The sequence below is a fragment of the Pseudomonas sp. GW821-FHT05H12 genome (genome assembly GCF_059419385.1).
This window is the reverse complement of the sequence record NZ_JBWKRS010000054.1, coordinates 1-12,497: the sequence shown is the minus strand read 5'-3', so window position 1 is coordinate 12,497 and position 12,497 is coordinate 1. Positions and strand designations below refer to the sequence as shown.

At 62.2% G+C, this 12,497-nt stretch carries 9 protein-coding genes; all 9 read right to left on the bottom strand.

The genetic code is table 11. From position 1 onward, the window contains the following. Positions 1–14: 14 nt before the first annotated feature. Entirely contained in the window at positions 15–1,967 is a 1,953-nt protein-coding gene (locus AC07SU_RS29025; protein WP_494999031.1) for an acetoacetate--CoA ligase, read from the bottom strand. Positions 1,968–2,127: 160 nt separating this feature from the next. After that, positions 2,128–2,901 carry a 3-hydroxybutyrate dehydrogenase gene (locus tag AC07SU_RS29020; protein ID WP_046034061.1) on the bottom strand — a complete coding sequence of 258 codons (774 nt, stop codon included), beginning with the start codon at positions 2,899–2,901 and terminating at the stop codon, positions 2,128–2,130. A 7-nt stretch (positions 2,902–2,908) separates the two neighbouring features. Next, complete coding sequence (locus AC07SU_RS29015) at positions 2,909–4,300, bottom strand: GntP family permease (protein WP_494999030.1); 1,392 nt, start codon at positions 4,298–4,300, stop codon at positions 2,909–2,911. Between the two features lie 289 nt (positions 4,301–4,589). After that, entirely contained in the window at positions 4,590–5,996 is a 1,407-nt protein-coding gene (locus tag AC07SU_RS29010; RefSeq protein WP_494999029.1) for a sigma-54 interaction domain-containing protein, read from the bottom strand. Between the two features lie 142 nt (positions 5,997–6,138). Beyond that, entirely contained in the window at positions 6,139–7,710 is a 1,572-nt protein-coding gene (locus AC07SU_RS29005; protein WP_494999028.1) for an ABC transporter ATP-binding protein, read from the bottom strand. 10 nt (positions 7,711–7,720) lie between these two features. Continuing rightward, positions 7,721–8,743: an ABC transporter permease gene (locus tag AC07SU_RS29000; protein WP_176995738.1), complete on the bottom strand. Its 1,023-nt coding sequence runs from the start codon at positions 8,741–8,743 to the stop codon at positions 7,721–7,723. Then, positions 8,743–9,804 carry a microcin C ABC transporter permease YejB gene (locus AC07SU_RS28995; protein WP_176995739.1) on the bottom strand — a complete coding sequence of 354 codons (1,062 nt, stop codon included), beginning with the start codon at positions 9,802–9,804 and terminating at the stop codon, positions 8,743–8,745. Before AC07SU_RS28995 ends, AC07SU_RS29000 begins: the two co-directional genes overlap by 1 nt. Next, positions 9,804–11,666 carry an extracellular solute-binding protein gene (locus tag AC07SU_RS28990; protein WP_494999027.1) on the bottom strand — a complete coding sequence of 621 codons (1,863 nt, stop codon included), beginning with the start codon at positions 11,664–11,666 and terminating at the stop codon, positions 9,804–9,806. The genes AC07SU_RS28995 and AC07SU_RS28990 overlap by 1 nt, the downstream gene beginning before the upstream one ends. A 130-nt stretch (positions 11,667–11,796) precedes the next feature. Next, positions 11,797–12,078 carry a peptidylprolyl isomerase gene (locus AC07SU_RS28985; protein WP_010210937.1) on the bottom strand — a complete coding sequence of 94 codons (282 nt, stop codon included), beginning with the start codon at positions 12,076–12,078 and terminating at the stop codon, positions 11,797–11,799. Positions 12,079–12,497: the final 419 nt, after the last annotated feature.

Sequence of the window (12,497 nt, the reverse complement as noted above, 5' to 3'; positions counted from 1 at the left end):
GAAACCTTTCATCTTTACGCCAATTCAGGGCGGTCACGAAACTGCTCGAGCGCCTCCGGGTTGGCCAGGGCATCGGTGTTTTTCACCGGCTCGCCGTGCACCACGTTGCGCACCGCCAACTCGACGATCTTGCCGCTGATGGTGCGAGGGATATCCGTGACGGCAACGATCTTTGCCGGTACGTGGCGTGGCGTGGTGTTGGCGCGGATCACCTGGCGGATCTGCTGTTCCAGGGCCTCATCCAACGCGATGCCGTCGGTGAGGCGCACGAACAGCACCACCCGCACATCGTCCTGCCAACGCTGGCCGATGGCCAGGCTTTCCAGTACCTGGGGCACCTTTTCCACCTGGCGATAAATCTCGGCCGTGCCAATGCGCACGCCACCGGGGTTGAGCACGGCGTCGGAACGCCCATGGATCAGCAGGCTGCCGTTGGGGCGTTGTTCGGCGTAGTCGCCCTGGGCCCAGACCCCGGGGAACTGGCTGAAGTAGGAGGCGCGCAGCTTTTGCTGGCCGGGGTCGTTCCACAGGCCGATGGGCATGGCGGGGAAGTGCCGGGTACACACCAGTTCGCCTTTTTCACCGATCAAGGGTTGGCCCTGATCGTCCCAGACCTCAATGGCCATCGCCAGGCTCTTGCACTGCATCTCGCCACGGCGCACCGGCAACACGGGGTTGCCGATCACAAAGCAGGAGACGATATCGGTACCGCCGGACATGGATGACAGACACAGCTCACCTTTGATCTCGCGATACACATAGTCGTAGCTCTGGGGCGACAGCGGCGAGCCGGTGGAAATCAGGCCCTTGAGGCTGCCCAGGTCATGGCTCAAACGCGGTTGCAGCCCGGCCTTTTCCAGGGTGGCGAGAAACTTGGGGCTGGTGCCGAACACGCTGATCTTTTCTGCGTCAATCAGGTCGATCAAGCGTTCGGGCCCTGGGTGGAAAGGTGAACCGTCATACAGCACGGCCGTGGCGCCAATGGCCAGCACCGACACCAGCCAGTTCCACATCATCCAGCCGCAGGTGGTGTAGTAGAACAGGCAGTCGTCCCGGGACAGGTCGGCGTGCAGGCCGTGTTCCTTGAGGTGGGTGAGCAGCACGCCCCCGGTGCCATGGATGATGCACTTGGGCACCCCGGTGGTGCCGCTGGAATAGAGGATGTACAGCGGGTGGTCGAAAGGCACGGCGACGAAATCCGGCTCGCCGCCGGTGTGGTAGAAGTCGTTCCACAGCGTGACAGTTGCCTGGGTTTGATAGTCCTCAACCCGCGCCTGAGGCCGGGCGTAAGGCACGATCAGCAACTGTTCCAGAGACGGCAAGCGTTCGAGGATCTCGTTGAGCTTGGTGCTCTGGTCGATCTCTTTGCCGGCATAGCGGTAACCCGCGCAGGTGATCAGCACCTTGGGTTCGATCTGGCCGAACCGGTCGATCACGCCCTGGGTGCCGAAGTCCGGCGACGAACAGGACCAGATCGCCCCGAGGCTGGTGGTGGCGAGCATGCCCACCAGGGTTTGCCAGGTGTTGGGCATGCACGCCGCGACGCGGTCGCCCTGAACCACACCCGCCGCCCGCAGGCTTTGTTGCAGGCCGGCCACGTGGGCGGCGAGTTCGGCGTAGGTCAGTTGTTCACGCTGGCCGTCTTCGCTGATTGCTATCACGGCGGGGTGATCATCGCGACGGCGCAGCAGGTGCTCGGCAAAATTCAGGGTGGCGCCGGGAAACCACTGGGCGCTGGGCATCTCGGCGTCTTCGATCAGTACGGCACTGGGCGGGCTGCGAAATTGCACGTCAAAGAACGCGACGATGGCCCGCCAGAAGTCGGGGCGCTGGTCGATGCTCCAGTGGTGCAGGGCCGGGTAGTCGTTGAGCTGCACGCCGTGGCGGTCGTTGATGTAGCGGCGGAACTGATCCATGCGCGTGGTGGCGATGCGTTCCGGGGAGGGTTTCCAGAGGATGTCGGACATAAAGCTGCCTCTTGTTCTTGTACAAGTCTACCTAACAACACAGTTCTAAATTGTGGGAGCTGGCTTGCCTGCGATAGCGGTGTGTCAGTTGGCTAATTTGTTTCTGATATACCGCCATCGCAGGCAAGCCAGCTCCCACATTCGATCTCCTGTGTTTGATCTATTGGGCCAACCAACCGCCATCAATGTTCCACGCCGCACCCCGCACCTGGCTGCCAGCCTCACTGCACAGGAACAGCACCAGTTCACCCAACTGTGGCGGCGTCACGAACTCCAGCGACGGCTGCTTCTCCGCCAGCAAATCATGCTGCGCCTGCTGCGGGTCGACGCCGTTGGCCGCGCGGTCATCAATCTGCTTCTGCACCAGCGGCGTCAGCACCCAGCCCGGGCAGATGGCGTTGCAGGTGACGTTGCTGGTGGCCGTCTCCAGGCCCACCACTTTAGTTAGCCCAATGACGCCATGCTTGGCCGCCACGTACGCCGCCTTGCCCACCGAACCGACCTGGCCATGCACCGAGGCGATATTGACGATGCGCCCCCAGCCCTTGGCCTTCATGCCCGGCAGGCTCAAACGCGTGCTGTGGAACACCGACGACAGGTTGATCGCGATGATCGAATCCCAGCGTTCGGCCGGGAAGTCTTCCACCGCCGCCACATGCTGGATGCCGGCGTTGTTGACCAGGATGTCCACGCCGCCGAACTCACGCTCGGCGTAGGCGATCATGTCGGCGATCTGCGCCGGGTCGCTGACGTCGGCCGGGTGGTGCCCGACCTTGCCGCCAAAGGCTTGCACCTGGGCAATCACCGCGCTGGCGTCGCCGAAGCCGTTAAGGATCAGGTTGGCGCCGGCCTTGGCCAGGCTCAGGGCAATCCCCAGGCCGATGCCGCTGGTGGAACCGGTGACCAGGGCGGTCTTGCCATTCAACGTCGTCATACAAACCTCACACAATGCCGGTGGCGTAGAAAGTACCGATCACCACGAACACCGCGAGGGTCTTGATGATCGTGATGCCGAAAATGTCCTTGTAGGCTTCGCGGTGCGTCAGGCCGGTGACTGCCAGCAGCGTGATCACCGCGCCGTTGTGGGGCAGGGTGTCCATGCCGCCGCTGGCCATGGCCGCGACGCGGTGCAGCACTTCAAGGGGGATATTGGCCGCATGGGCCGCCGAAATAAAGCTTTCGGACATGGCCGCCAGGGCGATGCTCATGCCACCGGATGCAGAACCGGTGATACCGGCCAGCAAGGTCACGGTAATCGCCTCGTTGACCAGCGGGTTGGGGATGCCCTTGAGCCAGTCCGCCAGCACCAGGAAGCCCGGCAGCGAGGCGATCACCGCACCAAAGCCGTATTCCGAGGCGGTGTTCATCGCCGCGAGCAGCGCACCGCTGACCGCGCTTTTGCTGCCTTCGGCGAGCTTGCTCTTGATGGCCGACCAGCCGAACACCAGCACCATCAAGATGCCCACCAGCAACGCGGCCTGCACCGCCCAGATCGCGGTGAGCTTGGCGATTTCAGTGGTCACCGGCGCGCTCATGCCGGGCAGCGCGAGGCTGTGGGTCTTGCCGTACCACTGTGGGATCCAGTGGGTGAACAGCAGGTTCATCACCCCCACCAAAATTAGCGGCGACAGCGCCACCCACGGGTTGGGCAGCGCCAAGTTGTCGGCGGTTTCCGGTTCGTTGCGCAGCTCGGTGCCATACCCTTCACCGGCGCGCTGCGCCTTGTTGCGTTGGCGCGCGAGGTAGAGCATGCCGGCGCAGAACACAAAGATCGTGCCGATCAGGCCCAGCCAAGGCGCGGCCCAGGCGGTGGTGTTGAAGAAGGTGCTGGGGATGATGTTCTGGATCTGCGGCGTGCCGGGCAGGGCGTCCATGGTGAACGAGAACGCACCGAGGGCGATGGTCGCCGGGATCAGGCGCTTGGGGATGTTGCTCTGGCGGAACATCTCGGCCGCAAACGGGTACACCGCAAACACCACCACAAACAGCGACACGCCGCCGTAGGTGAGCAGGGCGCACACCAGCACGATCACCAGCATGGCCTGGCGCGTGCCCAGCAGGCGGATCGCTGCGGCCACAATGGAACGGGAAAAGCCCGACAGCTCGATCAGCTTGCCGAACACCGCGCCGAGCAGGAACACCGGGAAATACAGTTTGATAAAACCGACCATCTTCTCCATGAACACCCCGGTAAAGGCGGGCGCCACGGCCGACGGGTCGGTGAGCAGGACAGCGCCGAGGGCGGCGATGGGGGCAAACAGGATAACGCTATAGCCACGGTAGGCTGCCAGCATCAACAGCGCGAGGGCTGCCAGGGCAATGATCACACTCATGGTGTGTCTCCAAATCGGATTGTTATTTTTGTGGGGGTGTTGCTGTGGGGAGGGCTATAGCGAGATGCGTGCCAATAATAATAAGTTATTGAAATATGGAGATATTTTGTATTTTTTGGATGGCGATTCTGGATAGAATCTCAAATTGGAGACAGATGAAGTTTTGGGGTGGGAGCTGGCTTGCCTGCGATAGCGGTGGTTCAGCTGACCATTGGCCAACAGACAGGCCGCTATCGCAGGCAAGCCAGCTCCCACATTGGATTGTCTTTAAATTGAGATTTATGTCTCTTTAATGAGATTGGGCGATTCCCAGCGCCACCATCTTCTTGTACAGCGTCGACCGTCCAAGCCCCAAGCGCTTGGCTGCATCAACCACATTTCCCTCGCAGGCCTGCAACGCCGCTGCAATGACCTGCCGATCAAACCGCTCCCGCGCCGCGTTGAAGCTTTCGCCCTCTACCGGCGCCACCGTCGTACGCGCCACCGGCGTGAAGGTGCCGATGGCAGCGCGAATTTCCTCGGCATTCAACACCAGGTCATCACTGAGCAGCGCCGCACGCTCCAGCACATTGCGCAGCTCGCGGATGTTCCCCGGCCACGCGTGTTGTGCCAGCAGCGCCAAGGCCTCGCGGTCCAGTTCATGCTGGCTGCGCAGCTCCTCCAGGATCGCCTCGCTCAGCGCCGGAATATCTTCCAGCCGTTCACGCAAGGGCGGTACGTGGATGGGTAGTACATTCAGCCGGTAATACAAGTCGGCACGGAACTCGCCACGCTTGATCGCCGCTTCCAGGTCCATGGACGTGGCGGCAATCACCCGCACGTCGCTGTGCAGCATCTCGTTGGAGCCCACGGGCTCGAACTCCTTTTCCTGCAACACCCGCAGGAGTTTGCTTTGCAGCGGCAGGGGCATGTCGCCGATCTCATCAAGAAACAGCGTACCGCCCTGGGCGATCTGGAACTTGCCGGGACGGCCCTTGCGGTCGGCGCCGGTAAACGCGCCGGGCGCGGTGCCAAAGAACTCGGCCTCGAGCAGATCGCCCGGGATAGCCGCGCTGTTGATGCTGACAAAAGCCTTGTGCGCACGCGGTGAGGCGCCGTGTATCGCCTGAGCCAGCAACTCCTTGCCGGTGCCGGTTTCCCCCAGCAGCAACACCGGCGATTCGGCACTCGCACTGCGCCGTGCGCGACGCTTGACTTCAAGGCTGGCCGCGCTGGTGCCAATAAAGTGCGCAAAGTTGTACTTGCTCTGCCGTGAGCGCAGCAGCGAGCGGGTCGAGGCCAGTTCCTGTTGCATGCTCAGGTAGCGCTCGATCAACGGCGACAGGTTGCGCAGCTCGTCGAACAACGCAAAGCCGATCGCTCCGATCACCGCACCGGCATCGTCGTGGATTGGCAGACGCATCACCACCAGCGGGCCTTTGGGCGTGTCCTGGATATCCAGCAGGATCGGCTGGTCGCTGCGCACCACCTGGCGCAACAGGCTGTTGGAGATCACCTGCTCGCAAGGTTGGCCAATCGCCTCGTCAGCGCTCTTGAGGCCGAAACGCTTGGCGTAGCGCTCGTTCATCCAGACGATATTGGCGTCGCGATCGACAATCACCGTGCCTTCGCTGGACTGCTCGATGATCTCGAACAGCGACTGGATGGCCAGGCCGCGAACCTGCTGGTAGTCCTTGAGGCTTTCGGTGATGTTCATAGTTATGCCGTCAACACAAAATCAAAATTGGAATACGGTCCTGTAGGCGCCCGGCTTGCCGGCGATGGCGGTGTGTCAGTCGGTATATTCGGTACTGATAGACCGCTATCGCAGGCAAGCCAGCTCCCACAGGGGCAAGCGTTTACAAGGGAATGTGCGCGGCAGCCAGCAGCTCTTTGGTGTACGGATGCTGCGGGGCTTCGAACACCGTATGGCTCGCGCCACGCTCCACCACCTTGCCGTCCTTGACCACGATCATGTCATGGGCCATCGCGCGCACCACCGCCAGGTCATGGCTGATAAACAGGTAGGTCAGGCCGTACTTTTCCTGCAGCTCCCGCAACAACGCCACCACTTGTTTCTGCACCGTGCGGTCGAGGGCCGAGGTGGGTTCGTCCAGCAGCATCAGCGCTGGTTTGAGCACCAGGGCGCGGGCGATGGCGATGCGTTGGCGTTGGCCACCGGAAAACTCATGGGGGTAGCGATGGCGGCTCTCAGGGTCGAGGCCCACATCCTTGAGCACCTGGATCACCTGGGCGTCGCGGTCGGCCAGGCTGCACGGCGCATGCACTTCCAGGCCCTCACTGATGATCTGCTGCACTGACATGCGTGGGCTGAGGCTGCCGTAAGGGTCTTGGAACACCACCTGCATCTGCTTGCGCCACGGGCGCATCTGCTGGTGGTTCAGCGGGTCGAGGGCCTCGCCCTGGAAACGGATGCTGCCGGTGGAATCCAGCAGGCGCAGGATCGCCTGGCCGAGGGTGGACTTGCCCGAGCCGGACTCGCCGACAATCCCCAGGGTCTTGCCACGCTGCACGCTGAGGCTGATGCCATCCACCGCGCGCAGGTAGGTCTTGCGCTGGAACAAACCGCTGCTCAACGGGAACTGCACGGTCAGGTCGTCCACCTGCAACACCGTCTCGTGGACGTCGCTGCACAACGGTTCGCCTGCCGGTTCAGCGTCCAGCAGCAGGCGGCTGTAAGGGTGTTGCGGCGCATCGAACAGGGCCTGGCAGTCGGCTTGCTCGACGATCTCGCCGGCGCGCATCACGCACACCCGCTGGGCAATGCTGCGCACCAGGTTGAGGTCATGGCTGATCAGCAGCAGCGACATGCCCAGGCGTTGCTGCAACGACTTGAGCAACAGCAGGATCTTGCGCTGCACCGTCACGTCCAGCGCGGTGGTGGGTTCGTCGGCGATCAGCAACTCCGGCTCGCATGCCAGGGCCATGGCGATCATCACCCGTTGGCGCTGGCCACCGGAGAGTTGATGCGGGTAAGCCTTGAGGCGTTCCTGGGGTTTTTGAATGCCCACCAGTTCCAGCAGTTCGAGGATGCGCGCCTGGGCGGCCTTGCCCCCCAGGCCCTTGTGCAGCAGCAGGGTTTCGCCGATCTGCTTTTCGATGCTGTGCAAGGGGTTCAGGGACGTCATCGGCTCCTGGAAGATCATCGCAATGCGGTTGCCCCGCAGCTTCTGCAAGGTGGCCGTTGACGCACCGACCAACTCCTGGCCGCGGTACTTGATGGAGCCGGTGGTTGCAGTGCCGGCTTCCGGCAGTAACTGCAGAATCGAGTGGGCCGTCACCGACTTGCCCGAGCCGGACTCGCCCACCAGCGCCAGGCACTCGCCGGGGCGCACGTCCAGGCACAGGTCCCGCACCACGGTCTGGCCGCTGAAGGCGACGCTGAGGTCGCGTATTTCGATCAGGTTCATAGGCGGTCACTCATGAGCGTGGGTCGAAGGCATCACGTAATGCCTCGCCGATAAAAACCAGCAGCGACAGGATCAGCGCCAGTGTGAAGAACGCCGTCAAGCCCAGCCAGGGCGCCTGCAGGTTCTGTTTGCCCTGGGCGATCAGTTCACCCAGGGACGCGCTGCCGGCGGGCATGCCAAAGCCAAGGAAATCCAGGGCGCTCAGGGTAGAGATCGCCCCGGTCAAGATGAACGGCAGGTAACTCAAGGTGGCGGTCATGGCATTGGGCAGGATGTGCCGGCGGATGATCTTGTCATCGCCCAGGCCCAGGGCCCGTGCCGCCTTGACGTATTCCAGGTTGCGCCCGCGCAGGAACTCGGCGCGCACCACGTCCACCAGGGCCAGCCAGGAGAACAGCGCCATGATCCCCAGCAGCCACCAGAAGTTGGGTTCCACGAACCCCGACAGGATGATCAACAGGTACAGCACCGGCAGCCCAGACCACACTTCCAGTACGCGCTGGCCGAGCAAGTCCACCCAGCCGCCGTAATAGCCTTGCAGCGCGCCGGCCGCGATACCGATGGCGGCGCTGATGGCGGTGAGTGCCAGGGCAAACAGGATCGACACCCGCGCACCGAAGATCACCCGCGCCAGCACATCCCGCGACTGGTCATCGGTGCCCAGCCAGTTCACCGCCGACGGCGGGCTGGGGGCAGGGCGGGTCAGTTCGTAGTTGGGCGTGTCTTCACTGAAGGGGATCGGCGGGAACAACATCCAGCCGCCGTCGTGTTCGATCAGCTTTTTCACGTAGTCACTGCGGTAGTCGGCCTGGAATGGCAGCTGCCCGCCGAACTGCTGCTCGGTGTAGCGCTTGAACACCGGGAAATACAGCTCGTTCTTGAAACTCAGCACCAGGGGTTTGTCATTGGCGATCAGCTCGCCGCCCAGGGTCAGGATAAACAGGCCGATGAACATCCACAGCGACCACCAGCCGCGACGATTCTTCTTGAACCGCTCGAAACGCCGACGCGCCACAGGAGACAAATTGAGCATCAGGCGTTCCTCGCGGCGAAGTCGATACGCGGGTCCACCAGGGTGTAGCAGAGGTCACCGATGAGTTTGATCAAGAGGCCGAACAACGTGAAGATAAACAGCGAGCCGAACACCACCGGATAATCCCGGGAGAGGGCGGCCTCGTAGCTCATGCGCCCCAGACCATCAAGGGAAAAGATCACCTCGATCAGCAAGGAGCCGGCGAAGAACACCGCGATAAACGCCTGGGGAATGCCGGAAATCACCAGCAGCATGGCGTTGCGAAACACATGGCCATAAAGCACACGGCGCTCACTCAAGCCTTTGGCGCGGGCGGTCACCACGTACTGGCGCGTGATTTCATTGAGGAACGAGTTTTTGGTGAGGATGGTCAAGGTCGCAAACCCGCCGATGACCAGCGACGTTACCGGCAATACCAGGTGCCAGAAGTAGTCGGCGACCTTGCCCACGGTGCTCAGTTCTTCGAAGTTTTCCGAGACCAGCCCGCGCACGGGGAACCAGTTCAACGACGTGCCACCGGCAAACACCACGATCAGGAACATCGCAAACAGAAACGCCGGCATCGCGTAGCCGATCACGATGGCGGTGCTGCTCCACACGTCAAAGCTGCTGCCATGGCGTACCGCCTTGCGGATACCCAACGGGATCGACACCAGGTAGGTGATCAAGGTGGCCCACAGGCCGAGGGAGATGGTGACGGGCATTTTTTCCAGGATCAGGTCGATCACCGTCTTGCCGCGAAAGAAGCTGTTGCCGAAATCCAGCTTTGCGTAGCTTTTGAGCATCAGCCACAGGCGCTCTGGTGCCGGCTTGTCGAAGCCGTATTGTTTTTTGATGTCCTCGATCAGTTTCGGGTCCAGGCCACGGCTGGCGCGGGACCCCGTGCCGGCACCGTCCCCGCCGGAGCCGCCGACGCCACCGCCGCCGATCCCTTGCAGGTGGGCGATGGCCTGTTCCACCGGGCCGCCGGGAGCGGCCTGCACGATCACGAAATTCACCAGCAGGATGATCACCAGCGTCGGGATGATCAGCAGCAAACGCCGCACGATATAGGCAAACATCAGCGGGGCCCTCCGCGTTTTTTCAGCTCGGCTTGCATCTGTTCATTGGTCAGCGGCACTGGGCTGATTTCCCACCAGGTTTCCAGGGCTTCGTCGTTCTTGGCTTCAACGGCCGGGCGACCGAAGCGGTTCCACCAGGCAGCGGAGGTGCCGGGTGGGTAGTAGTTGGGAATCCACAGGTAATTCCATTGCAGCACCCGGTCCAACGCATGGGCGTAGGTGAGCATCTGCGCCTGGGTGTTGGCCTTGACCAGGCCCTGGATCAAGCTGTCGACGGCCGGATCCTTGAGCACCATGTAGTTGTTGGCGCCCGGGTCATAAGCGGCCGCCGAGCCGAAGTAGTTGTACAGCTCCATGCCCGGCGAAGTGGTGACCGGGAAACCGATGACGATCATGTCGTAGTCACGCGCCATGATCCGGTTCACGTATTGCGACGAGTCGATGCGGCGGATATTCAGGGTGATGCCGATCTGTGCCAGGTTGCGTTTGTACGGCAGCAACAGGCGTTCCATGCCGGCCTGGGCATTGAGGAAGGTGAACTCCAGCGGCTCGCCGTCGGCGTTCACCAATCTGTCGCCCTTGGGTTTCCAGCCGGCCTGCTCCAGCAGCGCCAGGGCTTGCAATTGTTTATCGCGAATCATGCCGCTGCCGTCAGTGACGGGCGCCTTGAACACCTGGGTGAACACCTCGTCGGGGATCTTCCCGCGCAGCGGTTCGAGGATGGCCAACTCTTCTTTGGTCGGCAGTTGGCTGGCAGCCAGCGGGCTGTTGGAGAAGAAACTCTGCTGGCGGATGTACATATTGCGCATCATCTGCCGGTTGGCCCACTCGAAGTCCCACAGCATCGCCAGGGCCTGGCGCACGCGGCGGTCCTTGAACATCGGTTTTTGCACGTTGAACACATAACCCTGGGCCGGCTGCGGCATCTCTTTGGCCAGGTGGTCGCGTTGCAGGCGGCCATCATCGAGGGCCGGGCCGTTGTAGCCGATGGAATAGCCGGTGGCGGAGAACTCGCGGTTGAAGTCGTAGGCGCCGCCACGGATCACCTGGCGCGCCACTTCAGTGTCGCCGAAGTACTCCAGGCTCAGGTGGTCGAAGTTGTACAGGCCACGGCTGACGGGCAGGTCCTTGCCCCACCAGTTGGGGTCGCGGGTGAAGGTGATGGTGCTGCCGGAATCGATCTTGCTGATCGTGTAGGGGCCACTGCCGAGGGGGGCTTCATAGCCGCCGCCGTTGGCGAAGTCGCGGGTTTTCCACCAGTGCTCGGGGAACACCGGCAGGGTGGCGATATCCAGGGGCAGGGTGCGGTTCTCGTTGCTGGAAAAATCGAAGCGGACCTGGCGCTCGCCTTCGACCTCGACGTGCTTGACGTCGGCGAACAGCGTGCGGAAACGCAGGCTGCCCTGGGTCATCAACAGGTCGAAACTGTAGCGCACGTCTTCGGCGGTGATGGGCGTGCCGTCGGCAAAGCGTGCCTTGGGGTTCAGGTAGAAGCGCAGCGACAGGCCGTCGTCGGCGCGTTCCATTTTTTCGGCCACCAGGCCGTACACCGTGTAGGGCTCATCCAGGGAGCGTTGGGCCAGGGGCGCATACAGCCAGCCGTCGACCTGGGACACGCCGATGCCTTTGTCGATATACGGCAGCACGTGGTCGAAACGCCCGATCTCGATGGCGGAGCGCTTGAGGCTGCCGCCCTTGGGGGCGTTGGGGTTGGCATAGTCGAAATGGGTGAAACCGGCGGGGTACTTGGCCGGTTCGCCGTATACCGTGAGGTAAGTCTGCGGGGCCGCGATCACGGCCGAACTGGCCAACAGCAGGGCCAGGGCAGAGCTGAGCAGGGGGATGGAAAAAGCCAATCGCATTATCAGCCTTGAGCGCCGGGTGAACAGGAATAAGGATTTGTACGCTAACGGCGTGAGCGTCGCCAGTCATCACATGCACAACGGCCCACCAGAGGGCGGGCCGTTGTTTATAGCATCAATGCAGACAGGATCAGTCCTGGCGGCTGGTGACTTCCAGCAGGTGGTAACCGAACTGGGTTTTCACCGGGCCTTGCACGGTGTTGACCGGGGCGCTGAACACGACGGTGTCGAATTCCTTGACCATCTGGCCTGGACCGAACGAACCCAGGTTGCCGCCGTCGCGGCTGGAAGGGCAGCTGGAGTTGGCTTTGGCGATCTCTGCGAAATCGGCGCCGCCTTCGATTTGGGCCTTGAGTTCGTTGCACTTGTCTTCAGTGGAAACGAGGATGTGACGGGCGGTGGCTTTGGCCATGGGGAGTAACTCCTTGAGTAAAAAGGGTGAGCCTACCGGATTCAGGCGGTTATTTCCTGGCAAAGTTCCCATGGATTGTTTGAGCGGCCTTTGGCTTGCCTACAACGTTGGAGGGTGTACCGAACCTGTGGGAGGGGGCTTGCTCCCGAAGGCGATAGCATTGCCTCATCAGGATCTGGCTGGTAGGAGCCGGCTTGCCGGCGATGGCTATGTGTAGGGCGCTGGAGCTTTTTGGTCGGAGTACATATCCGTTTCTTCGGTAATGACAGCTTATGGTTCCGCCCTTACGGCGGCTCACTTTGGAAAAGCCGGAATGCCGGCCCAGCCCAAAGTAAGCAAAGGGCTCTTGCCCCAACACTCGGCACCTCGCTCACGCTCGGTGTGCCCGTAATCCGACAGTGATTTGGGGGGCCGCCGCC

Bases quoted from the DNA above. Each gene is read 5' to 3' on its own strand.
- AC07SU_RS29025 (WP_494999031.1), bottom strand. From the start codon at position 1,967: ATGTCCGACATCCTCTGGAAACCCTCCCCGGAACGCATCGCCACCACG.
- AC07SU_RS29005 (WP_494999028.1), bottom strand. From the start codon at position 7,710: ATGAACCTGATCGAAATACGCGACCTCAGCGTCGCCTTCAGCGGCCAG.
- AC07SU_RS28990 (WP_494999027.1), bottom strand. From the start codon at position 11,666: ATGCGATTGGCTTTTTCCATCCCCCTGCTCAGCTCTGCCCTGGCCCTG.
- AC07SU_RS29015 (WP_494999030.1), bottom strand. From the start codon at position 4,300: ATGAGTGTGATCATTGCCCTGGCAGCCCTCGCGCTGTTGATGCTGGCA.
- AC07SU_RS29010 (WP_494999029.1), bottom strand. From the start codon at position 5,996: ATGAACATCACCGAAAGCCTCAAGGACTACCAGCAGGTTCGCGGCCTG.
- AC07SU_RS29000 (WP_176995738.1), bottom strand. From the start codon at position 8,743: ATGCTCAATTTGTCTCCTGTGGCGCGTCGGCGTTTCGAGCGGTTCAAG.
- AC07SU_RS28995 (WP_176995739.1), bottom strand. From the start codon at position 9,804: ATGTTTGCCTATATCGTGCGGCGTTTGCTGCTGATCATCCCGACGCTG.
- AC07SU_RS29020 (WP_046034061.1), bottom strand. From the start codon at position 2,901: ATGACGACGTTGAATGGCAAGACCGCCCTGGTCACCGGTTCCACCAGC.
- AC07SU_RS28985 (WP_010210937.1), bottom strand. From the start codon at position 12,078: ATGGCCAAAGCCACCGCCCGTCACATCCTCGTTTCCACTGAAGACAAG.